Here is a 26,850-nt window from a genome sequence, read left to right on the forward strand (position 1 = left end):
AGTCTTAGTTTTTTTAAATTTTTTAATTAGAAAATTGTCCAGCACAAACGTCCTATCGCCATCAAACTTCAGGTCTATTTCCTGCGATTAGTCAACATCGGCTCGCTCACCGTATTGCCTTTATCCACTCACAGTCCCTTTTGATCCTGTGTCCTACAGGATGTGGGTCATACAGACGTTGCCACAGGACGTGGCGCCCTTAGTGTGCGATCATTAATAGAGCAAGGCGCCCAGCGCTTTTCTTATTTATACGGAACGGGGTAGCCAGCCTCTTCAAGCATTTTAAATAACTCGTCAACCATTTCTTGCCCATCATATCCTTTTTGATCTGCATCCTTTATCCAAAGGTCCCATGCCGCTTTACCGTTGCTACGATATTCTTCGGTTTCTGAAGCTGATAACGTTTTAAATTCTCCACGTGTTTTAACAGCATCTTGTAATTTATTATGCGATTCTTCTAGTTCTGACTCATAGCTCTTTGTAAACATTTCAGATAATGCTGGATTCAGTTCTTCTTCAAATAATTTTTGCAGATCTTCAGGCAAGCTTTCAAAAAATTCTTTATTCATTAATGGAATAAGCGGATTAACAAGAACGCCCATTTTTGTAATATATGGGGCAGGCTCATCATACTTTATTGCTTCAGCACCGATTGGCGTATAAAAGGCCGTATCAATCATTCCTTTTTCAAGCCCTTCATATATGCCCTCTGAAGTAATTGAAACCGGAATTCCACCTAACGCTTCAATAAAAGCATTTTCACTTTTTCCACTCGTTCGCATTTTTTTGTTTTTTAAATCAGCGATGGATTTAATCGGTTTTGTTGAAAATAAATCATAACCATCCGTAGAAGTAGGAGGCATTAAAATAACATCCTCTAAGCCCTCTTTAGCATATTTTTCACCAAAGTCTTTTAAAATAGCTGATGCTTCAGATGGTCCTTCAAACGCAAAGGGTAAACCTCCAATCGTATAGGGAAAGAAGGAAGTATCGTAAAAATAATTTGTAACTAACAAGCTAGCATCATATAAACCGCCTTTAATGTCCTGGTACACAGAGGAAGACTTCCCAAGTGAACTGCCGTGATATAAGTTTACCTTCACTCGACCATCGGTTTTTTCTTCTACAAGCTCCTTCCAAGGTTCCCAGGCATTGTAAGCATAATGGTGGGTGGATGGCTGCCAATTATTCACATCAAGTTCATAAACCTTATTGGCAGCGTTTTCATTTTTCCCAGCTGAGGAACTACATGCTGCTAAACCAATAGAAATGAGCAAAACCAGCAGTATCCCTACGTACTTTTTCATCCTATCTTCCCCTTTTTAGGATTGCCATCTACAATTGTATCGATATACGATAATTGATTCTGACAACCAATATTTTTAAATAGAATACTCTCTTTTTATTATAAAATCAATATTTATTCAGAAAATTATTTATTTTATTTATTTATTTAATTTTCTGATATTAACATCTAAAAAAAATAATAATAATCATTAGTGGTTAGATAACCCCTCTTTCTTTTAACCTCGCGATCTCTTCTTTTTCCAGCCCTATTTCAGTTTCTAAATATTGTTCTGTATGTTCGCCTAGCAACGGAGGATGAGTTTTAGTTTGTACTTGTAAGGTAGAGAATCTAATAGGGCTCTTAACAAGTTTTACAGTACCAAGGGTCGGATGAGAAATCTCCTCAACAGCCTCCCTCGCTATCACTTGTGGGTGCTCAAACACTTGCTCAATATTGTTAACAGGCCCTGAAGGTACGCCGCTTTTTGAAAAAACATCAAACCATTGATCTGCTGTTTTTTCGTAAAATACTGCTTGGATTTTTTTCGTAAGCTCTTCCCGATTTTCCACTCTTCTTTCATTCGTCACATATCGTTCATCCTCAGCCCATTCCGGATGGTTTAAAGCGATGCATAGCTGCTTAAATAACCGTTCATTGCCTGCGCTGACCATTAATGGGCGATCCGAGCATTGAAATACTTGATATGGAACAATGTAGCTATGCCCATTGCCGATTCTTTTTGAGACTTTACCAGTATTTAAATAACTGCTGGCAACATTGGCTAATGAGCTTAACTGGACGTCAAGCAATGAAATCTCTATCTTTTGTCCTTTGCCTGTTAAATCTCTTAACCGAATGGCTGATAGAATACTAATTGCAACGTATTGAGACGTCATTATATCAATGACAGGCAACCCCACTCTGGTAGGCTCTCCCTCTGGAGAACCGGTTACATCCATCAGTCCACCTATTGCTTGAATAACAGGGTCAAAACCTGGTTCATTTTTATAAGGTCCTGTATGCCCATAGCCTGTAACAGAACATAAGATAAGATCTGGTTTAATAGACTTTAATACTTCATATCCTAAACTCATTCTTTCTAATGTTCCTGTTTTGAAATTTTCTAAAATAACATCAGCTTTCTTTATCATATTTAAAAATAATTCCTTGCCCTCTGGATCCTTTAAGTTTAAGGTAATCGATTGCTTATTCCGATTTGCACAGAGATAATAAGTACTTTCCCCCTCAATAAATGGAACCCAATCTCTCATGCTGTCTGTTCCTTCAGGAGATTCTACTCTAATTACCTCCGCTCCCAAGTCTCCTAATATCATCGTTCCCCCTGGTCCAGCATAAACTCTCGATAAATCTAAAATCCTTATTCCTTCCAATGGTTGCATTATACTCCTCCTAAAAAATCAAATAAGTGTTCATAAGAAAGAAACGATAGAAACTCCTTTACGCTGCTAACAAACTCAGCTTTCTTTTACAGCTTCTTTAGTCAAATCGCTACTTAACGAAAACCTTCTGCTAATATGATGTCTGTTCGCATTTTTTAAACCTAAGGCATCGTTGGCAATAAGAATCCTTTGTATATTTGCCGAACCCTCCCCAAAATGAAGCATGTTGGCATAATTCACATATTTCATGATTGGATAATCATCTGAAATACCATTTCCGCCGAATATCTCTAATGCACTCCTTGTCACTTTAGCAGCCACCTCAGAGGCAAAGTATTTTGCATATGAACTTTGTCTTGTCGCAGCTTCACCTTTATCTTTTAAATAGCCGCTTCGATAGGATAAAAGTCTTGCCCCGTCCGTTTCAACAACCATATCAGCAATTAAATGCTGTATCATTTGATACTCGCCAATTGGCTTGCCGCTTACTACTCTTTCATGACAATATTTTAAGGATTCATCGATACAGCCTTGTGCAATGCCAACCAGCCGTGAAGACACTGTAAGCCTGCCGTAATCAAGTGCATTCATAGCGATTTTAAAACCCTCTCCTTCCTTCCCCAGAAGGTTTTCCTTTGGAATGCGATAATCTTCAAGGAAAACATCACAGCTTCTAGTCATATAGCCAAGTGCACTGATTTCTAACGGATTCGCTGTAAAACCTGAGCGGTCTGTCTCGATAATAAATGCAGATATGCCATTATGCCCCGCGTTTACATCCGTCTTTGCGAATAGCACACCTACATCCGCTTCATTTGCAAAGGTGATCCAGGCTTTTGAACCATTAAGCACATACTCATCCCCATCCAAACGAGCGGTCGTTTTCATGGAACCTGCAGGATCTGATCCACCACCTGATTCAGTCAAGGCAAACATGCCTATTTTATCGGCTTTGATTAAATCAGGAACATATTTTAGGATTTGTTCTTCTGTACCCCAATTCAGGATAGTAAATGGACATGTCATCGCTTGCATATTGAAAGCGTACCCAAGAGAAGGATGAGCTTTAGAAATCTCTTCAGCGATAATTGTTAAATTGAGAAACCCAAGTTCCGAACCGCCAAACCTTTCAGGAAAACACGCTCCAAAAAAACCTGCTTTCCCCATCTTTTGAAAAATTGGTTTAGGAAACAGCCGATTTTCTTCATAGTATTTTAAGTTTGGTTGGATCTCTTTTGCAATAAAATCACGAACCATGCCTCTAATTTGTATATTTTCCATCGATAAATCGAAATTCATTCATCACAGCTCCTATTATTAAAATTTTTAAATAATTATTAATTTTATAATATTATATTTTTTAATATTATTCAATATTTTATTTATTTTTATTATATAAATGAAAGATAAAAGACCCTAGAGCACTTTAGCTCTGGGTCTTTTCCTTGTTTTTTGTATCATTAAAAATCGTTTTGCCTATGCTGTACCAATCACTTCCTTGACTATCAATAATCACTGTTGCCGGAAAATCTTCAACAGTAAGTTTATAAATAGCCTCTGGCCCTAGCTCTTTATAAGCAACGACCTCCATTTCCTTAATTGTCCTTGAAATGAGTGCACCTGTTCCGCCTATGGCTGCTAAATATACTGCTTTATTCTTCACGATAGATGCAACGACCTCTTCACTCCTATAGCCTTTACCAATCATTCCTTTGAGTCCCATATCCAAGAGCGTGGGAGTATATTTATCCATTCTGCTGCTCGTTGTTGGACCTGCAGAACCAATCACCATCCATGGCATAGCCGGTGTAGGTCCTACATAATAAATAAATTGATCTTTAATATCAAAAGGCAAGTCTTCACCTTTTTCTACTGCTTCAAACATACGTTTATGCGCGGCATCTCTTGCAGTGAAAATGGTACCGCTAATCAGCACTTGATCACCAGCTTGTAAATCTATTAAACATTTATTATCACAAGGTATCTTAAGTTTTAACAGAGAAATAATATTACCCTCCTATAATCGTATTTCTTTATGTCTACTTGCATGACAATTTAAATTTACCGCTACCGGTAAAGCTGCAATATGGCATGGTTCGATCTCTATTTTCACATCCAAAGCGGTGGTATCTCCTCCCAGCCCTTGTGGTCCGATCCCTAAATCATTCATTTCCTCCATCAGTTCAAGCTCTAAGGCCGCTATTTCCGGTCGGTCGCTGCGATGACCAATAGGACGAAATAATGATTTTTTCGCTAAATAAGCACATCTTTCAAAGTTGCCGCCGATGCCAATGCCAACAACTAAAGGAGGGCAAGCATTAGGACCGGCATGGGCCACCGTTTCAAGGATAAACTCTTTAACTCCTGCTTTTCCATCAGATGGTTTCATCATCTTTAAAGTGCTCATATTCTCACTTCCCCCGCCCTTCGCAGACATATGGATCGTAAGATGAGCACCTTCACATACCTCTATATGAATAATAGCTGGTGTATTATAAGTCTCGCTTTTTTCACGAGTGAGCGGGTGATCGACGATAGAATGGCGCAAGTAGCCTTCTTCATACCCTTTGATCACGCCTTCATTAATCGCATCATAGATATTGCCGCCTTCTATAAAACACGCCTGACCTAGTTCAACGATAAACACAGATACTCCTGTATCCTGGCACATTGGAATTCTCTCACTACTTGCGATATTTGCATTCTCAATTAAATCTTGCAGAACATCCTGGCCGATTGGTGATCTTTCTTTTTTTAACGCATCTCTAAATGCTTCAACTACATCATTTCCTAATTCAAAATTTGCTTCCTGACACATTTTAGCTACTTTTTCAACAATTGAAAGATAAGGAATTGATCTCATTTTGTCTAAACTCCTCTTATGTTCATTTTCAGGAAAACTTGGCGTTTGCCTGTCCTTTGGCAAATGCCGTAGCTTTTGCGTTTAATAAGCGTTCAAATTAACCAGGAATGTTTTTTTAGCCAGTTTAAGGTTAAGCTTTCTGATTTGCCAAATTGTAACTAAGCTTAGAGAGCCAGTTTTTAATTTTAATATTTTCTAAATTAAAAATGGTGGCCGCTTCTTCATCAGGACTTAAAACTTTGTCACTGACCATATTTGAAAATTTCGCAATCATCTCGTCCTTTTCTGCCCGGTTTTCAGGATCACCCTTAGGATAATCGGTTGAAGCTTCATATTTCATGCCATTCTCTAGAGTGATTTCTACTTTCGCTCCCCATTTTTCAGGGTAGGCTCCGTTGTAGTAAGGATCTGCCCTAACTGTCACTTTGTCCATTAGCCCTCGTATAGCAGGAGAATGTAATGACTCTTCAGTAAAGTCTTTCAATGATGCAGATTTATGGGCGGCAATAAGTGCTACGCAAAACTGACTGCTAAATTTAGATGCATAAATACTATCTGGTTGTGGATTATCTGTGATGTTTAATACCGTTTGGTAGGTTCGTATATCGATGCTTACAATGTTTTCATGTGTGAGGTTATGTTCCTGTGCAAGCTGGAGTACACAGTCCATAGCAGGGTGAGTGTGCCGGCAGGAAGCATGTATTTTAAAACTATTTTCAATAATTTTAAATTGTTTTCCTAAATGCTCTGTGATTTTTTCTTCATTATATTCAGTTGACATTGATTCAAAGAAGCCCCTTCTCCCTTCAAGTATTTTACTTGCAGAGGAAAAGTTTTTCCTTGCCAGCATCGCAGCTAATACGCCATTATAGGCTGCCTTAGCTGTATGAAGCTGTTTTGTATTTGCTCCGTCTTCAATAAATTCCCATAATCCTGCAGCTTGTGTACCGGCATTCCCTAGTGCAAAAGCAGTTTGCTCAACATTTAAGTTTAATAGTTTTGCACTTGCGGCCGCAGAACCAAAAGTGCCGCAAGTTGCTGTATTATGCCAATAATAATAATGCGATGGAGATACCGCTTCACCTATCCGGTAGCAAACCTCATAACCTGCCACAATCGCAGTAATTAACTCTTCACCGGACAAATCATATGCTTCCGCTATTGCGATAGCTGCGGGGATAACCACTGTACCTGCATGTATAATAGAAGATTTATGAATATCGTCTAACTCCACGATATGACTGCTGGCAGCATTAACGAGGCATGCGTTGCCAATCGATGATTTTCCACCGGTAATCAAAGTAGATTGTTCATTGCCGCCCCATTCTTCAACAAGCTCTTTTATCGATTGAATCGGTTTCTCATCTTTACCTGCGATAGCTGAACCGTACCAGTCAAGAATACATATCTTTGTAAATTCCACAACTTCTAAAGGCAGGTCTTCGTATTTTAATTGCACTGTATACTCAGCCAGCTTTTCACTTAAAGTCATTACTCTCCCTCTTTTCAGAAAATGTTAATATTAATCTATTTGAACATTGAAAAGCTTACACCATCTATCACGAGAAATGGAGAAGCCTATTCTCCATCCGATTTCAAATTCTTTATTAACGTTTCACCGGTACGTAAAATATGATTGCTTAAAATTTCGGCTGCCGCTTCCTTGTCTTCCCTCTTCAATGCCTCAAGTATTCTCCGATGTTCAACATTGGATGTTTCACTCTGTCCAGTAATGAGATGCGGCGTTTGTTGTGGAAGACCGTTCCATAAAGTATCAATGAATGTATTGAGACGCTTCCATTTGCATTGTTGCAGGAGCAAGCGATGAAACTCGATGTTACGCTCTACAAACTGATTTACATCAGTTGCTTCATCCATTAAATCAACCATTTTAGATATTTCTTCTAAATCAGCTCTCGATAAAGTATCTGCACTTTGAAGCAATGCCATTTTTTCTAGTTCTGCACGAAGCGCATATACTTCCTTAATATCTTCATGTTTAATCGTTTTAACAATCGCACCTTTGTGAGGTACGAGTGTGATTAGCCCCTCTGTTTCCAGCTTTCTGAGTGCCTCTCTAATTGGCATCCTGCTTACACCTAATTTTTCTGCAAGATCAGATTGCTTTAATCGTTCCCCAGGCTTAAATTGACCTTTAATGATTGCTTCTCTGATTACATTGCAAACTTTCAAATGCAGTGTATCACGATTATCTAACTTTAAATCAATATCATTGGACATATACATACCATTCCTTTATACCTTTTACAGATAGGATACAAAATCCAATCTAAATTGTCTATACTTTTCAGAAATTAAACTCACATAAGTCCTATCCAATTCCACCATGTCATTGCAACAGCGATTGTCACAACAATCATTACGAGTGTCATAATTAATCCTGGTAAAAGAAATATCTTTTGCTGAATTTGTCCAGAACTATAAACAACAATATTAGGAGTAGATTCAACAACTAATATATATCCATGTAAACAAGCGAGTGCCGCTGTTAAACAAATTAAGACTGGATCGACCCCTGCACTGGCTGATAAGCCAATGTAGATTGGAATTAATGTCACTACCGCTGTAGAGACGTTGGCAACAGCTAAATGTAAAATATGAGTAATGATCAGGATAGTTGTGACTGCCATAATTGGCGATTGCAGCAAATTCAGTATCCATTCAGCGCTCAAACTATTGCCAACAAACTGTGAAGCACCAGAATCATTAAATGCATAGCCAAGTGACAAAGTAGCTCCTGTTAATAGGATGGTATCAAAATTTATTTTTACGATATCCTCCCATTTAGCGATGCCAGTTCCAGGCAAACTCATTAAAATAACACCTACGAGTGCGGGAATGGCAGGATTTAATCCATGAAAAGGCTCAGAAAACCAGAGACAAACGATGGTAAATAAGATTGCTAGACATTTTTTTTCTGCAATTCCCATTCTACCGAGACTTTTTAACTTTTTCCCCATCTCTGCCTTTACATGAGGAAATTGTTCTTCTCCCTTTGGCAGCGGAAAACATTTTAATAGTACAAACCATGAAGCCGGGATAAGAAGCAGCCAAATCGGTACGGTATATAAAAACCATTGAATATATGTAATCTGTATTCCAGTAAATTCTTTTAACAATTCAACTGCAAGTATATTGCCAATAGCTGCTGTTAAAACGATGGTTCCGCTAATAGTTCCGCCAAAAGCAACACCTAATAAAATCATCTTTCTCAAATTCCCTTTGCCCTTATCTCCTATATAGTCCAACGACATTAAGGCAATCGGCATAAGCAGGGTGGAACGAACGGCTGCAGTTGGAATAAAAAACGCCTGAACTTGAGGAATCATAATAATACTGGCCAAGAGCCCTTTCGCATTTCCACCCCATTTGGCTAAAATATAAAATGCCATTCTTTTAGGCAGAACGGTTGCATTAACTCCCTTGGCCAACATCATTCCAGCAATAATTAGAAACAATGCAGGAGAAGAAAACCCACTAAAGACAATGTCAATCGAAGCAACATCCAGAATAAGCATGAGTACAAGTAAGAGCACAGATGTCATCCCAAGTGGAATCGGTTCAAATGTCCAATAAAAAACACTAAGAGCTAAAAGAGAAATCATTAGTTTTGCTGTTGTTGAATATCCCCCTGGAAGTATCCAGTAAATCACAGCCATAAAACAAACACCTAGTATAAGAAGGATTATTTTCTTGAATTGTTCATTACTGAATCTTGAAGGTTCTTTGTCTGCCTTCTCACTAACAAGGGGTTCTGGAAGACCCATTATTTACGCCTTCTTTCTGCATTCGAAACAACCAATTGAACTTAATTGATCAATTAGATCATACGGAACAATCTAAGCATTGTAGCATTAAGTTGTATTTATCCTCATGATGTATAAAGCCTTATGAGCATGTTTCGCTTCTTTATTTTTCGACTATTCAATCATAACATCTATGGATGAATATACAGCTAGGATAGAGAAAGCAAGAATGAAGGATTGTTAGAGCTTGTCAACAATTAGGAATCGTATATGGCTTCTCCACAAAGGTAAGAGGGAAAAGATATTATTCCAAAAGTGCTTTAGCTTTTTTATAAACAGGGTAATCAACTAGCCTTTCATTTACTTGTATAGAGGCAAGTCCCCTGACCTCGGCTGCTTCAAATGAAGCAACAATTTCCTTTGCCTCCATCACTTCTTTTTGACTGGGCTGAAAGATATGATGAATGGTTTCCAATTGTTTAGGATGAATAGCGAGCTTTGCTTTAAAACCATATTGTTTTCCCCTCTCAGCCTCCTTCATTAAGCCATCTTTATCATTAATATTAGAAAACACCGCATCAATCGGACTTTGAATTCCTGCAGCCCTGGATGCATTCACTATTTGAGATCTCGCGTAGATTAACTCTGTTCCTTCACTAGAAAGCGTTATTCCTATATCATGAGAAAAATCAATTGAGCCAAACGCCATTCTCGAAACAAACGGGTGCGAACGTCCTATCTCATAAGCAAAATGAATGCCTTTGGCAGATTCTATGAGAGGAATAACCTCAAAATCAGTTCTATTTCTTCCTGTTAGATGAAGATTGTACTCTATATAGTTACATACCTTCTTTAATTGCTGCTCAGATTCCGCTTTTGGTAAAACAATTCCTTGTACATCAGTGTTTATCGCTAAATCTATATCTTCTTTCCAATAAATTGTTGATGAGTCATTTATTCTTATAAAAATGTTTGATAAATCATTCAGATTTATCAAACATTTCTTTACTTCTTTTCGTGCTTTAATTTTTGCTGATACTGCCACAGAATCCTCTAAGTCAAGAATGACATAACCAGCATCACTTTTTACCGCTTTTTCCATCATGCTTTTTGAAATTCCAGGTACAAAAAGATAGGAGCATTTCTTCACCTTATGCCTTCCCTTCGGATGTATTTTTTTTTAGTTACTCAGCAAGAAAAAGGGAGATTTGCGGAAAGAAGATAACTAAAATTAACGCAAGAATCATCAGTGCATAAAATGGAACGACCCCTTTTATGACTTCACCAACCTTTTCTTTCGTTATCCCGCTCACAACAAATAAATTGAGTCCTACAGGCGGTGTAATCATCGCTAGCTCCATGTTAATTGTCATAATAATCGCAAAATGGATGATGTTAATATCAAACAACGCTAATACTGGCAGCAAAATTGGTAATGTAATAAGAATAATCGCTGTTGCTTCTAAGAACATTCCCAGTAAGAAGAACATGATATTGACACCAAATATAAATATCCATTTATTTGCGGAGCTCTGCTCTATCCATAAAGCAAATGCCTGTGGTACTTGTTCGGTCGTCAGGAACATTCCAAAGATCATTGCCGAAGCGATAACTAAAAATATCATCGCAGTTACATTTATTGACTCTTTTAGCACTTCACGAAACATTTTAAAGGTCATTTCTTTATAAATAAAAACAGAAACTATTATTCCATATAAACAAGATACAAATGCGGCTTCAGTCGGTGTGACAATACCTGAATAAATTCCTCCGAGAATGAATACCGGTAACATAAAACCCCAAATAGCCTTATAAGTTTTTTTCCACCTTATATTCATCGACACTTTCTCTAATCTGCCATAATCATTTCTTTTCGCATGAAAGATAGCTGAGATTAATAATAATCCACCGAGCATTAAACCTGGAATAATACCAGCTGCAAACAGCTTGCCGACAGATTCTTCCGCAACCGTTGCATAGATAATTAGCGGGATAGATGGTGGAATTAGAATACCCAAAGTTCCAGCGGCAGCGACTAATCCCATTGAATATCTCTTGCTATATCCCGCCTTCACCATAGCAGGTATCATAATTCCGCCAATCGCTGCTGCAGTTGCTGGACTTGATCCCGAAATAGCTGCAAACACCATACAAGCTAGAATCGTTACAACAGCAAGTCCGCCACGCATATGGCCAACCCATGATTTTAAAGATTCTATTAAGTGATATGATATTCCACCCTTTGACATAATGACTCCGGCAAAAACAAATCCCGGGATAGCCATGAGCGTTGCCGAGTTTAGCGAGTTAAACATTTTTAAAACAACTGTGTATAATGTGAAATCCACCATGAATAAGGCAATGATACTTGAAAGCCCTAAACTGATGGCGATTGGTACTCTTAGGAGGCAGAGTATCGCAAAAGCAACGAATAAGATGATAATTGCTGTCATGCGCCTACCCCTTTCTTTTTATTCTCTTCACTTAATTCTTTCATTTCCTCCACAAGAACTTCGAGCTCTCCAGTTAGCTCCTTCTTGTCGCCTTTTGCTGCTTTATACGATTTAGCTAAGAAATAAATGCCCATAAGTGCCAAACTAACTGGCAATACTAGGAAGGTGATCCACATCGGCAAACCGACATCAATTGTTTTAGTGCCTTGAATTTTTGTAAGCGTTATCAATTCAATCGAAGAATACGCTAGATAAAAAGAAAAGCCTGCACCAATTATATTGCTAATACAAGCTATAATTCTCTTATACTTAAAAGACAATTTATCAAATAACAATTCAACCTGAATATGCCGACTGTCCTTAAGAGCCATGCCAAAACCTAAAAAAATAGACCATACAAGCATAAATTCAAATATTTCTGTTATCCAAGCCTGGGGATAGTTTAAAACATATCTAGTAAATACCCCGTAAACACTAACAGCAACGCCTCCCACGAATAAGATACCTGCGACTCCTTCCTCTAAAATATCAAGCTTTTTTAGTAGATTCATTTGTTCAACTCCTTTTGTAGATTGTATCCAATCTGTTTTTCTATATTACTTTACTATATATCTTAAGATAAATAAACAGAAAATTTATTATTTTTTATGTATTCACAATAATTCGCACTTTTGTTATACTATGAATTAGATCGTTTTTTTCTGATATTGTATCCAATATACATTTTATAAGGAGGTCCTCTCTATCATTGATGATTGAAATTTTAACGAAGGGAAATGAAAGCGGTTACCTTATACTTGAAAAATTGAAAAGAAATTCTTTTGATTTCCATTGAAGAAGGAGGTTCTAAATTGAATAGATTAAAGAATTTACTCGCCATTATATTCGTTCTATCCGTCGCTGCTCTAAGCGGGTGCGCTAACAGTACAAGTCATGCTGACGCACAACAAACAGAAGGTGTACAGGAAATGACTATTAAAATTTCTCATGTAGTAGCAGAGAATACACCTAAACAAATGGGTGCATTAAAAATGAAGGAAGTCATTGAGGAAAAATCAGAGGGCAAAATCAAAGTGCAAATTTTCCCTAATAGTTCACTGTTTGGAGACAAGGATGAATATCAAAACTTAATTGCCGATAATATTCAGTTCATTATGCCTGAAATGACCAAGCTCGTCGGCAACGAAACTGGATTTAATATTCCTGCGATGCCTTTCTTATTTGAAAACGATCAGGCAGCTGAAGATTTTTGGGATGACGAAAAAGGAAAAGAAGTATTAGGCCGGCTTGAAAAAGACGGCGTAATCGGTGTATCCATGTGGCCAAATGGTGCTAAACACATTACGAATAATAAAAGACCAATAGAATCGCCAGAGGATTTTAAAGGGATGAAAATCAGAACAACCGGAGGGCAGTTATTAGAAGAACTATTTGGAACGCTTGGAGCAGGTTCCACCTCCATCCCATTCGGTGAACTGTACACAGCCCTTCAGCAAGGTACAGTTGATGGACAAGATAATCCCTATAGTAATATAGAATCAAAGAAATTTGATGAAGTACAAAAGTATATTTCGATAATGGGGATTACACGAGTCGATTATGCACTTTTAACCAATACAACCTTCTGGAACAGCATGAATGATGATACGAAGGCCATCGTTGAACTTGGTATAGAAGAAGGAACGAAGATAGCAAGAGAATCTGCATCAAAATTAAATGAAGAAGCACGCGAGAAATTGATACAAAATGGAAATGCGCAAATAAATGAACTTTCAGAAGAACAAATTGCAGAATTCAAAGAATTTCTAACGCCTTTATACAATGAGTGGAAAGAGAAAATTGGTACTGATATTATCGAAGATGCTGAAAGCAGATAAACTGCCTTTAAGCAACAAAAAAAGAATCCCTTTTAAATCGGGATTCTTTTTGTTAATCATTGCTTTAATCGATTACAAATCTCCTCAGCCACTTCATTCGTAGTTGAATTTCCGCCTATATCTGGAGTTTTAATACCTGATGCAGTTACCTCTTCTACAACAGCAAGCAGCTTTTCTCCCATTTCAACCTCACCCAAATGATCGAGCATCATTTTCGCCGTCCAAATTTGTCCGATCGGATTGGCTATCCCCTTCCCATAAATATCTGGAGCAGAACCATGGACCGGTTCAAACATGGAAGGGTACTTCCCATTTGTGTTAATATTGCCGGCAGGCGCAATTCCGATACTGCCCATAATGGCTCCGCCAATATCTGTTAAAATATCTCCGAATAAATTGCTAGCCACAATCACATCGAACGTTTGCGGCTTCGAAACAAAAAATGCAGCCAATGCGTCAATATGGTTTACTGATGTTTCGATTTCTGGATATTCTTGCTTTACTTCATTAAACACTTCATCCCAAAAAGGCATAGAATGAACAATCCCATTGGACTTAGTTGCTGAAGTTACATGCCCTTTTCGGGTTTTTGCTACTTCAAAAGCATATCTCATCGCGCGCTCTGTTCCCTTTTTAGTGAAAATGGCATTTTGAATGGCAATCTCGTCTTCTCCCTTATGTATTCTTCCTCCAGATTCGCTATATTCACCTTCGCTATTTTCTCTAACAACTAATAAATCAAAATCTCTCGGATTTGCAAGCGGTGATGTTAATCCTTTGAATAATTTTGCAGGTCTTATATTTATGCTTTGTTCAAATTCTCGTCTAATTTTTATTAATAAGCCCCACAATGATACGTGATCTGGTACAATTGCAGGGTTGCCAACAGCGCCAAGAAAAATAGCATCAAAGTTTTTTAATATTTCGAGTCCATCATCGTCCATCATTTTTCCATGCTCTAAATAGTATTCACAGCTCCAAGGAAATTCCTTTGTTTCAAAGTTAATGCCCCCATGCACTTCTGCAACCGTATGTAAAACGTTTAAAGCAGCAGGAACAACTTCCTTGCCTATTCCGTCTCCTGGGATAACTGCGATATGATATGTCTTCATTTCTTCCCCACCCTCATTCACATTTTTTATCTCTTTATTCATCATAGTCCTTATTATGGAAATATTCAATTTAGATGTAAAAACTAAGGATAGGTTTTCTATAAAGCACATAAGACACTGGACATAATGAATTAATTAGTATATAAATTACATGAATCTATTGTATAACATACCTTGAGGAAGTGAATGGATTGGCAGAAAGAATATCTGTTGCCATAAAGCTAAAAAATGTGAAATACGGAACAAAAAATATGGAAATTTTAAAAGAGATAACCGGAGAAATATATAAAGGAGGAATTACCACACTCGTTGGTCCTTCTGGATCTGGTAAATCAACTCTCTTCAGTCTTTTAAACGGGATGAAAACCCCTCAAACTGGAACGATTATCATTAATGACAAGGATATTGGCCAATACGACCCTATCCAACTAAGAAGAGAAGTAGGCATCGTTTTACAAAAAGCGACGATGTTAAGTGGAGATGTTTATAAAAATTTATCACTTCCTTATACGTTGCAAGGAAAAAGACTTTCAGAAGAAAAAGCCATAGAAATGTTAAAGTTAATTGGTCTAAATGAATCGTTCTTACATAGAAAGGCAAATGATTTATCTGGTGGGCAGCAACAAAGAATTTCTATTGCCCGTACATTACTTAACGAGCCGCCGATCTTGTTGCTTGACGAGATTACTTCATCTCTTGATCAAGCATCCCAACATGAGATTGAACAACTCATTTCCAATGTCAATAAGCAATTTTCTACAACTATCTTATGGATTACACATAACTTGAGACAAGCATTGACAATTGGTCATGACACATGGGTAATGATCGATGGCAAGCTAGTTGAATCAGGAAGCAGCGACCTGCTGCAAAACCCAAGGACAGATGAAGTAAGACGGTTTTTGAAAGGTGGGGAAAAATGAGTTATCTTACCCTGTCAATAACATTAATATTTGTTCTCATTCCGTTCATTCTTTCAAAGCAATTCAAATTGGGACTAGAAAAAGATACGGTTATTGCAACTGTAAGGTCAGTTATTCAGCTGCTTGCGGTTGGTTATATTCTACAGTTTGTATTTGATTCTGAAAGCTATCTTTTCATCATCTTAATGATACTTTTAATGATTGGTGCGGCTGTACAAAATGCAAGAAAAAAAGGTGTTTCTATTAGCGGGATAACATGGAAGCTAATCGTTACGTACAGTTTTATTGAAATTTTGACACAGAGTATTTTGATTGGATTGAAGATTATACCTCCAACCGCACAGTATATTATCCCGATCAGCGGTATGCTCATCGGCAACTCTATGGTCCTCTCTATCCTTTTTCTTAATCGTTTTACAAGTGAAGTGGAGAATCGCAGCGATGAAACAGAACTGATACTGACACTTGGAGGAACGCCAAAACAATCGATTCACCATTCATTAATGTCTTCTATTAGAGCGAGCACCATTCCAACCATTGAAAGCCAAAAAACGATTGGTCTCGTACAATTGCCCGGAATGATGAGCGGGCAAATTATCGCAGGTGCAGACCCAGTCCAAGCAGTGATGTTTCAGCTGCTTATCATATTCCTTTTATTAACTACCGCTGTCATTACAAGTGTTATGCTTGGTTTTCTATCTTATCCTTCATTATTTAATGAACGAATGCAATTCTTGAAATAAAACAGAGAACCGCGAAAAACCGTGAGAGAAATGGATGATTCCTTCACGGTTTTTTATTATTCCTATTGAATGAATCCCTTTCGAAAAGCTGAAGCAACGACCTGAGTACGATTTTTCGCCTTTAACTTTTTCATTAAGCTGCTTACATAGTCACGTATCGTGTGTTCACTTAAAAAGAGCAGTTTTGCTATCCTCTTATTGTCATTTCCTTCTGCAAGGAGCATAAGAATGGAATGCTCCCTTTCTGTTAGATGAATATCACTATTCTTAACTAATGCCTCCCCTCTTCTTGAAAAGAATAAGCCAAGCCTAATCCCTATTTGTTCCAATAAAGCCAATTCCTTCGAGGTACAATCAAATACCTCTCCCATTTGATCAAAAGTAAGCCAGCCAAATAATTGTTCTTCATGTACAATCGGAATGAATATCACGGAGGAAAGCCCAAATAACTGAATATGATCTTCATTTATATAATTTGTAGGATCTTTTAGAAAGATTGGCTTCTGTGCACTAAATACAGTATATTTTCCACCTAAGTGTCCCCTCATGCTTTGAACTTTCTGAAGCTCTGTACCCACTACTCCATAAAATTCATTCGACCATGGAACATAAGCATAAAACACGCAACGTTTATATTGAAACCATTCTTCACATTTCTTTAATATAAATGCTAAATTTTGTACCCCAGGAGAGCCAATTAATAACTTATTTAACTTATCTAATGATTTATTTTCCAAAATAGACTTCGTATCATTCTGTTCACCCTGATCACTGCTATTACAATGGTTATAGCTATAGACCAAGTATGTAAAAACAGATAGTGAATACATGACAATTGAAGTGCTGCGATGATGTTTTATTTGAATTAATAATGTGATAAGTGATTTTTCAAAAACCAGCTGGAATAAATTAAAGCTTTTCATTGATAAAATGGCCAATTGTGACATAAGCCATGTATGTAATTGTGCATTACCGTCCTCGCCGGGATGCTCCACTTTTGAATGTGTAAATAATTGCAAAAAAGAATCTAGCAGCATTTCTGTCGCTATCCGATCTGATTCTATAATAGAAGAGTCAAGGTTAAGATAAATATTGATGTTTTCCTCTAATTGTTTGCTATATGTTTTTACAAACATGACAAACTCAGAAAAAGTCATTTCTTCATATTGATTCAATGAACGCTTCATAATTCTTACTCCTTTAAACATCCCCCTATAAAAAGCGGGGAATTCTGATTCAATTATACATTATCTTGTAGGGTAGTATTTTGAAATCAAAATAGTAACATTATTATTAGGACAAATCAATGTATGCTTTAACGGCAACTAACTTATTATAAGTATGATTTGTTAAAAAATGAAAGGGGTATGTGCAAACGATGAGAGTTAATAATAAAATAGCGATTATTACTGGTGGAGGAACAGGAATTGGTAAAGAAACTGCAAATTTGTTATCTAAAGAAGGAGCAAAAATTGTGGTCACTGACATAAATGAAGAGTCAGGAAATCAAGCTGTAAAAGAAATCAAGGACAATGGTGGAGAAGCAATCTATATCCATCATGATGTGAGTAAGGAAGAAGATTGGATAAATGTTGCTAAGGAAACAATTGAGGTTTACGGTCAGGCAGATATACTATTCAATAATGCTGGTATCTACATTATTAAGCCGCTAGCTGAAATCGGGGTAGATGAGTGGAATAAGCTCATGTCTATTAATGTAACTGGTGTCTTCTTAGGTATGAAGCATATTATGCCTATCATGGCTAAACAGAAAAAAGGCTCTGTTATTAATGCTTCTTCTATTGCAGGCTTAACTGGTGCTGCCGGGCATGTTTTATACGGTGCTAGTAAAGGTGCGGTCAGAATTATGACAAAAGATGCAGCAATTGAATATGCGCCTATGGGTGTAAGAGTGAATTCCATTCATCCAGGTTACATTAATACCGGAATGGCAGACTATGCTTCAGAAAAAACGGGTCAATCTAAAGAAGAACTCGGGTCGAACCTATTTCCGCTCGGATATTTAGGTTCAGTGAAGGATGTTGCCAATACAGTATTGTTCCTAGCATCAGATGATTCAGCTTATTCTACAGGTGCTGAATTTGTCATAGATGGCGGAGCAACTGCAAGATAATTTATCAAATAGATGGGAGACTTGATGATGAAATTAAAAGATAAAGTAGCGATTGTAACTGGTGGAGCGAGCGGGATTGGCGAAGCTGTTGTTAAACTATATGCAGAAGAAGGAGCAAAAGTGGTCATTGCTGATTTCTCTGAACGCGGTAAAGAACTTTCAAAAGAATTAAATTCTGCTAATCACGATACTTTATTCGTAAAAACAGATGTAACAAAAGAGGAAGATGTAAAAAACGTCGTTGAAGAAACTGTAAAAAAATATGGAAAACTGGATATTATGTATGCAAATGCCGGAATTGCAGACGATGCCATTGCAACAGAGTTATCTTATGACAGCTGGAAACGCACAATTGATATTAATCTATCCGGCGTATTTCTCTCAGATAAGTATGCGATTGAACAATTCTTGAAGCAAGGTAACGGTGGAGTGATTGTCAACGCTGGTTCTATTCACAGCTTTGTTGCATTACCGTCCACTACTGCGTACGCATCTGCAAAAGGTGGTGTGAAACTATTAACACAAAACCTTTGTACAGCCTACGCAAAAGAAGGTATTCGTGTAAATGCAGTCTGTCCAGGGTATATCGATACGCCATTGCTCTCAAAACTTGATTCAAACGTAAAAGAGCACTTAGCTTCCCTTCATCCGCAAGGCAGATTAGGTAAACCTGAAGAAATTGCAAAAGCTGTACTCTTCCTATCAAGTGATGACGCAAGCTTTGTAAACGGTACAACTCTCCTTGTAGATGGTGGATATACATCACATTAATTACGTTGATTTTTTGGATAACAGGGTGCAAAATTGCACCCTGTTGTTTATTTTTCTTACTCCCCTGCTTCTCTGTATATTTTACTTTCGATTACGGAAAAATTGGTATGAGGTTTTTAAAGATGCATACGTACCTATAGCCGCATAGCCATAGAAATACCCCATGAATAATCCTGCAGTCAGACTGCCTCGATGACTGATAAGCACAGAAAAAACAATACCTATTGCCAAAGCAATGGAGGGAACCCATTGTTTTGGTATATGGAGATATATTTTCAGCAGCTGTGTCAAACATAGCACCAATGGCAATGCAATTACAGCATCCCAAAAGTTTGTATGTATTGTCGGGAAGTTCATTTTCAACACCATCCAAAACTTATTTTACTTAGTATTTTCCTATACTTCCGTTTTCATTATAGGATGAAGAAAATAATGAAGAATTGGATATAATATACAGAATTCGGATAGATTAATGAATAACCTTACTCTATAGGAGGATAAAAATGATTACATTGAAAAAAAACATGGAATTTAAAATCAAAGATGGATTTTCACCTAATATCTGTTTATCAGAATCACTAAAAATATTAGATATAACAGACTGCAGTATCATTATTCAAATGAATAAATCCAACAGACGTGGTGTATTTCCTTCTGATTATTTCTACTATTGGCTAAATAAAGGGGCATTAGTGGAAATTAAGGATCATCAAAAGAGAATATCATAATATTAGGTACCCTTTACAAAAGGGTACTTTTGTTATTAAATAAAACTTTTCATACTTTATCACTGACTTCATATCTTTATTAATGGAGGTGACTGAGATGGATCGTATTAAGAAAGAAAATAAAAAAACCGAACAGCTTAAACCATTTGTTCGCGAAAATAAAGGAAAGAAAATGACAACTAATGAGGGAGTAATGATCTCAAATGATGAAAACTCCTTGACTGCTGGAGATCGGGGGCCAACGTTACTTGAAGATTTTATCATGAAGGATAAAATGGCCCACTTTGACAGAGAACGGATTCCGGAACGAGTTGTCCATGCCCGTGGATATGGAGCCCATGGTGTCTTTCGCGTCTATGAATCATTAGAAGATTTAACGATGGCCCATTTCTTACAAGACCCTAATATAGAAACACCAGTTTTTGTAAGATTCTCTGAAGTGGCGGGATCAAAAGGTGCAAATGAGACAAATAGAGATGTACGCGGCTTTGCCACCAAATTCTACACGGAGGAAGGAAACTTTGATTTAGTTGGTAATAATATTCCGATATTTTTCATTCAAGATGGAATTAAGTTTCCTGATTTAATTCATGCACTCAAGCCTGAACCACATAATGAAATACCTCAAGGTCAAACCGCACATGATACTTTCTGGGATTTTATCGGAAGCAATGAAGAATCTGCTGCAATGATGATGTGGATTATGTCAGACCGTACCCTTCCAAGAAGCTTTAGAATGATGGAAGGCTTCGGTGTCCATACTTTTCGCTTAGTAAATAAAGAGGGCACATCCCGCTTTGTTAAATTTCATTGGAAGCCTGCGCTTGGCGTCCATTCATTAATATGGGATGAAGCACAAAAATTAGGTGGTGCGGATCCGGATTATCACCGTAGAGATCTATGGGGAAATATAGAGGATGGTTTCTTTGCAGAATTTGAATTAGGCTTACAAGTAATCGAAGAAAAAGATGAATTTATGTTTGACTTCGATATTTTAGATGCAACGAAATTATGGCCGGAGGAAATTGTCCCAGTACGGAAAGTCGGAAAAATGACTTTAAATAGAAATGTTGATAATGTATTTGCTGAAACAGAGCAAGTGGCCGTTCATCCTGGAAACATAGTAAGAGGCATTGACTTTACAAATGACCCACTTTTGCAAAGCAGAATCTTTTCCTACACTGATACTCAGATATATAGGGTTGGAACAAACTTTCAACAAATTCCGATTAATAGTCCTGTCTGCCCTTTCCATAATAATCAAAGAGATGGTGCAGCTCGATATATCATTGATAAGGATCGGGTTGCTTATCATAAAAATAATTTAGCAGATAATACACCTTACACTGTCCCAGGTACAAAAGGCGGCTTCGTTACATATCCTTCAACCGTCGAAGGATTAAAAGTAAGAGAAACAGCACCTAGCTTCAAAGACCATTTTTCACAGGCAAGGCTATTTTGGAATAGTATGACAAACGTAGAGAGAAATCATATTTTTAGTGCCTTCTGCTTTGAATTAGGAAAAGTAAAAAGTGTCTCAGTTAGGCAAAGAGTGGTCAATTTAATAGGCTATATCAGTACAGATCTTGCAGTTCTTGTCGCAAAAGACCTTGGTGTAGAGGTTCCAAAAGTCGAGGAATCACAAATAAAAGCTTCTTCTCCTGCGTTAAGTATGGCTAATACAAAGTTTTATACAGATTCTTTAAAGACAGGTATTTTGATTGCAGAACAGTTTGACAGTCATGTCGTAGGTAATCTGCTTGATCAATTAACTGCTGCCAAGCTAAAACCAGTAATCGTAAGTGAAAGACTTGGTGTAGTAAACGGAACGGACGGAAAAGAGCTGACAGTTGATGATAGTTTTCTCACTGGCTCTCCACTTTTATACGATAATTTATTTGTTGCTTCCGGCCGAGGTGCAAGTGAATACTTTAACCAAAAAGCGAAAAGTTTTATTATTGAACAATATAATCATTTTAAACCGCTTGGTGCTTCAAGAAGTGGAATGTACTTAATGCAGGAAGTAGGCATTATCAATAAACCTGGAGTGACAATCAATCAGGACCAATTTCAGCCATTTATTAATAATGCAAGAAAACAACGTTTTTGGGATAGAAGTTAATCTTCTAATCCTCTATACCAAAAAAAGCGAGAGTTTTATTTTTCACAAATATTTAGGTCAATATCCTTGATTAACCTTCTAAAATTCCAATTTCAAATAGTAGTCATATTCCAAACTTGATTTTATTTTTCATACATTATAAAGGGGTAGTTCAGCTCGTCAATTTGACAGTTGAACTACCCCTTTATCCAATTTGTTGATAAATATTACGATTGTTTACCAAAAATCTCTGCTTCTAAGCGTCTGCCAGTTGGTGTGGCTGCTAAGCCGCCTTCCGCAGTTTCTCTCAGAGCTGAAGGCATCGTCAGACCAATTTTATACATCGCATCGATTACTTCGTCACATGGTATTCTGCTAGTGATACCTGCTAACGCCATATCTGCAGCGGTCATTGCGTTTGATGCCCCCATCGCATTCCTTTTCACGCATGGTACCTCAACAAGTCCGGCTACCGGATCACAAACAAGACCTAGCATATTCTTTAATGTGATCGCCATTGCATGTGCTGACTGAGTGGGTGTACCACCCGCCATTTCAGTAATTGCTGCTGCTGCCATACCACTAGCAGAACCTACTTCTGCTTGACATCCACCCGCTGCTCCTGAAATAGAAGCGTTATTTGCTACCACAAATCCAAATGCTGCAGAAGTAAATAGAAACTCAATCATTTCTTCTCTTGTCGGGTTTAATACTTCCTTAACTGCGAAAAGCGTACCAGGTACGACCCCAGCAGAACCAGCAGTTGGCGTCGCACAAATGGTTCCCATTGCTGCATTCACTTCATTTGTTGCTACAGCCTTGCTTACTGCATCAAGCAGAGTATGCCCTGATAAAGCCTTACCCGATTGAATATATTTTTGCAAGAGGACAGCATCTCCACCAGTAAGACCTGATACAGAAGTCACTCCATTAAGTCCACGCTCAACAGCCTGTTCCATCACTGTAAGGTTGCGATCCATTTTCGCAATCACTTCTTCGCGTGAAAGACCTGTTACATCTATTTCTTGTTGAATCATTATTTCTGCGATTTTTACGTTTTTAGATTCCGCTAGCTCAACTACTTCAGCTACATTTTTAAACATCATATTATGACCCCCATTATGCATTATTACAATTAATCAACCATCTTGATGACTTGAGTCACATGCAAAAGCTCAGATATATCGTCCATTAATGTTTGATCGATCTTTTGGTCGACTTCAATGACCATCAAGGCCATTTTGCCTTTCTCCTTACGGGAGACTTCCATATGACCGATATTGATTTCATGATTAGCCAATATTTTTGTGACAGATGAAATGACACCAAACTGATCATTATGAACAACAAGGATGGCTGGATGTTCACCTGAAAGTTTTAATTCAAATGAGTTCAGTTCGATAATTTCAATCGTCCCACCACCAATTGATATCCCGACAAGCTCCATCTCTTTCTCATCGTCAAACAGTTTGATTCGGACTGTATTCGGATGGTCTGTCACTGCTTCCTCAACTGAGAAAGCAACTTCCATTCCCGCTGTATCAGCCAATTTTAATGAAGTAGGAATCCTTTCATCAAAGGTATCAAAGTCAAGTATTCCTCCGACAATCGCAACATCCGTCCCATGCCCCTTATATGTTTTTGCAAAAGATCCATAAAGATAAATTTCTGCTCTTTTGGGCTGATGCCCAAACAAAGTCCGTGCAACCCGTCCAATTCTAGCCGCTCCTGCTGTATGTGAACTTGAAGGTCCAATCATAACCGGACCGATAATATCAAATGCAGATCTATATTTCATATCGATTTGCCCCTTTTTCCTGTATTTCTCCATTATTCTATTAATCTTTATTTACTATGTTCAACCATTTCATTTGTATGATCATCATTCTTTGTTTTTATCTTTTGTAAATAGTTATAGATGGTAAATTTAGATACCCCAAGAACTGAAGCAACATATTCAGTTGAACCTTTAATTAGAAAGGTCCCTTTATCATCAAGTTGCCCGACACAATCAACCTTCTCATCTAATGTCATAAGAGCCGGTGCTTTTTTAAACTGTTGTAAAACTTGATTAACCATCTCATGAATGACATCTTGAACGGATGTGAAGAACGTCTCTTCTTTTGAATCAGATTCATCAAAACTGGTAAATGCTTCAATATCTCCCCCAAATTGCATCATAAGGCTAATATCGTAATTCATGCAAAGTGCGCCAATAATCTTGTTATCAGCATTTCTTAAAAACACAGTTGATGATTTTAATATTTTTCCTTTTTTTGTTTGTGTTTTATAATTTGCAATATCTTTTGTATCACTGTTCCCTTTTGCCAATTCATTCAAAACCAAATCTGTGATAGGTGCTCCCGGTGTTCTTTCGGTTACATTTCCCACAATATGAATTAATGATTTTTTTAAATCAGAAAAATCATGTACAGCCACTTCGCAGTTTGGTCCAAACATTTTCACAAGCATATCCGCTGTTCGAATAGCCATATCAAATACAGGCTGATTATTCTTCTTCACTATATTTCACTTCCTTTATTACAGTAAAAGAAAGATGCTTCATTTATTGAAATCGTTTACAAATTCATTATATCTCAAATCTTAATCATCATAACATAAAATCCTCTATTGTTAAAATAATATTTTAATAGCTACAAAAAAATTGTAAAATAATTTTATTTATTCTTTTATTCATATAAAAAGCCGCAACGATAAGTTACGGACTTCCTCTTTTTTCACTCTTCCTTTTCAACAGGGGCTTTTCTCCTCTTTGAGATTTCTTCACTTCTACTATAAAATTATCGCTTGCGTCATAAAAAGCCTGAGAGCCATTATACCTTTTAAAAAAACTATCACCTATAGCCAACAAAAATTTGTAAATGAGTATTCAACTGTCATAATTTTGTAATAGTTGCTGAAAGCTTTTAAAAAGAAGGCTATCTTAAATAATTCAGTTGATATTTGATTACTCCAAACGAATGTTCCATTATAAAACCAAGAACACTTGTTCGTAGGCTTTATGATGAAGTTAAGAGAATTGATAGCGGAAATTAAAAAATTAAATTCAGCAGAGCAAATTGTAGAAAAACATTTACCGATGTTACGTCAACTCCTCTATATCGAACTCATAAGCCTGATAAATGGTTAGATTTTATAAAATGTATGTTGGAAGGCTACTCCCTTCGTAAATCTGCTGACCTTATTGGTGATATTCATTATGTTACCTTGTTCTATTGGAGACATAAGGTATTATTTGCACTAAAACATATGGATTTTGAAACATTTTCAGGGATTGTAGAGATGGATGAAACATATTTTCTTTACTCTGAAAAAGGTAAAAGAAACTTGAAAGGACGTAAACCTCGTAAACGTGGAGGTTCTTCAAAATTTCGAGGTATTAGTCACGAACAAGTATGTGTCTTAATCGCAAGAGACCGACAAAAATCTACTAAATTATCATCGGACAACACGCTTTGCACTGATGCTTGGAGAGCTTTTTCTACCAATGCAAAAAGCAAAGGATTGGTTCATTATCGTTTTATATTTGATGGAACTGAACGTGTCAAAGGTCTCTATCATATTCAAAATGTCAATAACTATCACAGCCGATTAAAAGGTTGGATGCAACGGTTTAATGGTGTCGCTACAAAATACCTCGACCATTATTTGAGTTGGTTTTAGTTCTTGGATATATTTAAACTTCGCAGTGAAAATGCAACAGTTAGCAAAATGATTGTGGAAAGCACATTATTCCCAGCTAATACTACTTATGATAAACTAAGATTATCAAAGTTTCCAAATTAGACCAATTAGAGATATGAATAGAGATTGTTTTTTATTGGAGGGAAAAAATTGATAACTACTTATGTAAATTGGGGAGAATCAAGAGTTAAATTAACTTGGGAGAAAAATAGCTTACTTCCTCAATATAATTTAATCACAAGTGTACACGGCTTTTGTTTTCAAGAAGATAAATTATTATTGGTCGATTTAAACCATAGAGGATGGGATTTTCCAGGAGGACATATTGAACTTGGTGAAACTCCAGAGGAGTGCTTTAAACGGGAAGCACTGGAAGAAGGTTATGTTGAAGGAGAATGTAAGTTATTAGGACACATAATCGTTGACCATAGCGAAAACCCATTATTGACAGAAAGTAGTCCATATCCTAAAATTGGTTTTCAAGTATTCTACAAAATGAATATAACAAAACTACTCCCATTTGAAGGTAAATATGAATCTGCTCAACGAATGTTTGTAAATCCCAATGATGTTTCCTCATATTATCACAAATGGCACATTCTTTATCAGGAAATATTGGATTGTGCTATACAATAGCAAAGACCTTCTAACCATGAAGGTCTTTTTATACTTTAAATTATCAACAATATTCATTAACATAGCCAAAAAGAAACAACCGCAACAATTTGCTGCGGCATGCTACCTTATATATTCTTTAATATTAAGTTTAGACGACCAATCCGTTCTGCCTTCTCATCCTCTGAGGCTAAATCATATTTCTTCAATAGATGAAACATATTATTTAAAATATCCTGGGTATGCGCTCCATTAAAAAAATCATCGAATAAGACATGCATTTCATTTGGGAGAAATTCCTTTTGTGATTCATACTTCTTTTTAACCTCTTCATGGCTGTGATCGATTTTACATTCACTCATTTCTTTTG

26 protein-coding genes and 1 pseudogene are annotated in these 26,850 nt (G+C 37.0%); 9 read left to right on the forward strand and 18 right to left on the reverse strand.

The window, feature by feature from the left end; translation table 11 throughout:
• Positions 1 to 242: 242 nt before the first annotated feature.
• From J2S17_RS07540 to J2S17_RS07590, 11 genes are all read right to left on the reverse strand, one after another.
• Positions 243 to 1,307: a TRAP transporter substrate-binding protein gene (locus tag J2S17_RS07540; protein ID WP_307473455.1), complete on the reverse strand. Its 1,065-nt coding sequence runs from the start codon at positions 1,305 to 1,307 to the stop codon at positions 243 to 245.
• Positions 1,308 to 1,503: 196 nt separating this feature from the next.
• The gene (locus tag J2S17_RS07545; RefSeq protein WP_307473457.1) at positions 1,504 to 2,688 is read right to left on the reverse strand and encodes a CaiB/BaiF CoA transferase family protein; all 1,185 of its coding nucleotides are present in this window, start codon (positions 2,686 to 2,688) and stop codon (positions 1,504 to 1,506) included.
• Between the two features lie 75 nt (positions 2,689 to 2,763).
• Positions 2,764 to 3,987: an acyl-CoA dehydrogenase family protein gene (locus J2S17_RS07550; protein ID WP_307473459.1), complete on the reverse strand. Its 1,224-nt coding sequence runs from the start codon at positions 3,985 to 3,987 to the stop codon at positions 2,764 to 2,766.
• Between the two features lie 127 nt (positions 3,988 to 4,114).
• The gene (locus J2S17_RS07555; protein WP_442342039.1) at positions 4,115 to 4,696 is read right to left on the reverse strand and encodes a Fe-S-containing hydro-lyase; all 582 of its coding nucleotides are present in this window, start codon (positions 4,694 to 4,696) and stop codon (positions 4,115 to 4,117) included.
• 9 nt (positions 4,697 to 4,705) lie between these two features.
• Positions 4,706 to 5,551, reverse strand: coding sequence for a fumarate hydratase (locus tag J2S17_RS07560; RefSeq protein WP_307473460.1), 846 nt, complete (start codon positions 5,549 to 5,551; stop codon positions 4,706 to 4,708).
• 130 nt (positions 5,552 to 5,681) lie between these two features.
• The gene (locus tag J2S17_RS07565; protein WP_307473463.1) at positions 5,682 to 7,043 is read right to left on the reverse strand and encodes an MmgE/PrpD family protein; all 1,362 of its coding nucleotides are present in this window, start codon (positions 7,041 to 7,043) and stop codon (positions 5,682 to 5,684) included.
• Positions 7,044 to 7,129: 86 nt separating this feature from the next.
• Positions 7,130 to 7,792: a GntR family transcriptional regulator gene (locus tag J2S17_RS07570; RefSeq protein ID WP_307473465.1), complete on the reverse strand. Its 663-nt coding sequence runs from the start codon at positions 7,790 to 7,792 to the stop codon at positions 7,130 to 7,132.
• 80 nt (positions 7,793 to 7,872) lie between these two features.
• The gene (locus J2S17_RS07575; RefSeq protein ID WP_307473467.1) at positions 7,873 to 9,339 is read right to left on the reverse strand and encodes an SLC13 family permease; all 1,467 of its coding nucleotides are present in this window, start codon (positions 9,337 to 9,339) and stop codon (positions 7,873 to 7,875) included.
• A 283-nt stretch (positions 9,340 to 9,622) separates the two neighbouring features.
• Positions 9,623 to 10,468, reverse strand: coding sequence for an HpcH/HpaI aldolase/citrate lyase family protein (locus tag J2S17_RS07580; RefSeq protein ID WP_307473470.1), 846 nt, complete (start codon positions 10,466 to 10,468; stop codon positions 9,623 to 9,625).
• 34 nt (positions 10,469 to 10,502) lie between these two features.
• On the reverse strand, positions 10,503 to 11,771 hold the full coding sequence (locus J2S17_RS07585) for a TRAP transporter large permease (RefSeq protein WP_307473471.1): 1,269 nt from the start codon (positions 11,769 to 11,771) through the stop codon (positions 10,503 to 10,505).
• Positions 11,768 to 12,322 (reverse strand): TRAP transporter small permease, encoded by a 555-nt coding sequence (locus tag J2S17_RS07590; RefSeq protein ID WP_307473473.1) that lies wholly within the window; start codon positions 12,320 to 12,322, stop codon positions 11,768 to 11,770. The genes J2S17_RS07585 and J2S17_RS07590 overlap by 4 nt, the downstream gene beginning before the upstream one ends.
• A 300-nt stretch (positions 12,323 to 12,622) precedes the next feature.
• On the opposite strand from J2S17_RS07590, the gene J2S17_RS07595 reads away from it, so the two are divergent.
• Complete coding sequence (locus J2S17_RS07595) at positions 12,623 to 13,648, forward strand: DctP family TRAP transporter solute-binding subunit (protein ID WP_307473475.1); 1,026 nt, start codon at positions 12,623 to 12,625, stop codon at positions 13,646 to 13,648.
• 56 nt (positions 13,649 to 13,704) lie between these two features.
• Here the strand turns inward: J2S17_RS07595 and J2S17_RS07600 are convergent, their stop codons facing one another.
• On the reverse strand, positions 13,705 to 14,760 hold the full coding sequence (locus J2S17_RS07600) for a tartrate dehydrogenase (RefSeq protein WP_307473478.1): 1,056 nt from the start codon (positions 14,758 to 14,760) through the stop codon (positions 13,705 to 13,707).
• Positions 14,761 to 14,951: 191 nt separating this feature from the next.
• On the opposite strand from J2S17_RS07600, the gene J2S17_RS07605 reads away from it, so the two are divergent.
• Complete coding sequence (locus J2S17_RS07605) at positions 14,952 to 15,683, forward strand: ABC transporter ATP-binding protein (RefSeq protein ID WP_307473480.1); 732 nt, start codon at positions 14,952 to 14,954, stop codon at positions 15,681 to 15,683.
• On the forward strand, positions 15,680 to 16,426 hold the full coding sequence (locus J2S17_RS07610) for an ABC transporter permease (RefSeq protein ID WP_307473482.1): 747 nt from the start codon (positions 15,680 to 15,682) through the stop codon (positions 16,424 to 16,426). Before J2S17_RS07605 ends, J2S17_RS07610 begins: the two co-directional genes overlap by 4 nt.
• Positions 16,427 to 16,488: 62 nt before the next feature.
• On the opposite strand, the gene J2S17_RS07615 is transcribed toward J2S17_RS07610, so the two are convergent.
• Complete coding sequence (locus tag J2S17_RS07615) at positions 16,489 to 17,613, reverse strand: LuxR C-terminal-related transcriptional regulator (protein ID WP_307473483.1); 1,125 nt, start codon at positions 17,611 to 17,613, stop codon at positions 16,489 to 16,491.
• Positions 17,614 to 17,804: 191 nt separating this feature from the next.
• On the opposite strand from J2S17_RS07615, the gene J2S17_RS07620 reads away from it, so the two are divergent.
• Together J2S17_RS07620 and J2S17_RS07625 are read left to right on the forward strand one after the other, a co-directional pair.
• On the forward strand, positions 17,805 to 18,560 hold the full coding sequence (locus J2S17_RS07620) for an SDR family NAD(P)-dependent oxidoreductase (protein ID WP_307473485.1): 756 nt from the start codon (positions 17,805 to 17,807) through the stop codon (positions 18,558 to 18,560).
• A 27-nt stretch (positions 18,561 to 18,587) separates the two neighbouring features.
• Entirely contained in the window at positions 18,588 to 19,331 is a 744-nt protein-coding gene (locus tag J2S17_RS07625; protein WP_307473487.1) for an SDR family NAD(P)-dependent oxidoreductase, read from the forward strand.
• Positions 19,332 to 19,412: 81 nt separating this feature from the next.
• Here J2S17_RS07625 and J2S17_RS07630 read toward each other — a convergent pair whose 3' ends face one another.
• Positions 19,413 to 19,688 (reverse strand): hypothetical protein, encoded by a 276-nt coding sequence (locus J2S17_RS07630; RefSeq protein ID WP_307473489.1) that lies wholly within the window; start codon positions 19,686 to 19,688, stop codon positions 19,413 to 19,415.
• A 146-nt stretch (positions 19,689 to 19,834) separates the two neighbouring features.
• On the opposite strand from J2S17_RS07630, the gene J2S17_RS07635 reads away from it, so the two are divergent.
• Both J2S17_RS07635 and J2S17_RS07640 read left to right on the forward strand, forming a co-directional pair.
• Positions 19,835 to 20,059 carry a hypothetical protein gene (locus tag J2S17_RS07635; protein ID WP_307473491.1) on the forward strand — a complete coding sequence of 75 codons (225 nt, stop codon included), beginning with the start codon at positions 19,835 to 19,837 and terminating at the stop codon, positions 20,057 to 20,059.
• 97 nt (positions 20,060 to 20,156) lie between these two features.
• Entirely contained in the window at positions 20,157 to 22,181 is a 2,025-nt protein-coding gene (locus J2S17_RS07640; protein WP_307473493.1) for a catalase, read from the forward strand.
• Positions 22,182 to 22,387: 206 nt separating this feature from the next.
• On the opposite strand, the gene sdaAA is transcribed toward J2S17_RS07640, so the two are convergent.
• Genes sdaAA through J2S17_RS07655 form a run of 3 tightly spaced genes read right to left on the reverse strand, consistent with a single transcriptional unit; the run spans position 22,388 to position 24,683 of the window.
• On the reverse strand, positions 22,388 to 23,263 hold the full coding sequence (gene sdaAA, locus J2S17_RS07645) for an L-serine ammonia-lyase, iron-sulfur-dependent, subunit alpha (RefSeq protein ID WP_307473765.1): 876 nt from the start codon (positions 23,261 to 23,263) through the stop codon (positions 22,388 to 22,390).
• A gap of 32 nt (positions 23,264 to 23,295) precedes the next feature.
• Positions 23,296 to 23,958, reverse strand: a complete 663-nt coding sequence (gene sdaAB, locus J2S17_RS07650) for an L-serine ammonia-lyase, iron-sulfur-dependent subunit beta (protein ID WP_307473495.1) — start codon at positions 23,956 to 23,958, stop codon at positions 23,296 to 23,298.
• Positions 23,959 to 24,005: 47 nt separating this feature from the next.
• Positions 24,006 to 24,683, reverse strand: coding sequence for a helix-turn-helix transcriptional regulator (locus J2S17_RS07655; protein WP_307473496.1), 678 nt, complete (start codon positions 24,681 to 24,683; stop codon positions 24,006 to 24,008).
• A 558-nt stretch (positions 24,684 to 25,241) separates the two neighbouring features.
• On the opposite strand from J2S17_RS07655, the pseudogene J2S17_RS07660 reads away from it, so the two are divergent.
• Positions 25,242 to 25,967 (forward strand): annotated as a pseudogene (locus tag J2S17_RS07660) (IS1595 family transposase); the annotation flags it as partial.
• A gap of 48 nt (positions 25,968 to 26,015) precedes the next feature.
• Entirely contained in the window at positions 26,016 to 26,501 is a 486-nt protein-coding gene (locus J2S17_RS07665) for an NUDIX hydrolase (protein WP_307473498.1), read from the forward strand.
• Between the two features lie 107 nt (positions 26,502 to 26,608).
• Here J2S17_RS07665 and J2S17_RS07670 read toward each other — a convergent pair whose 3' ends face one another.
• The gene (locus J2S17_RS07670) at positions 26,609 to 26,842 is read right to left on the reverse strand and encodes a hypothetical protein (protein WP_307473500.1); all 234 of its coding nucleotides are present in this window, start codon (positions 26,840 to 26,842) and stop codon (positions 26,609 to 26,611) included.
• Positions 26,843 to 26,850 lie beyond the last annotated feature (8 nt).

It is taken from the genome of Cytobacillus purgationiresistens, assembly GCF_030813235.1.
GTDB lineage: Bacteria > Bacillota > Bacilli > Bacillales > Cytobacillaceae > Cytobacillus > Cytobacillus purgationiresistens.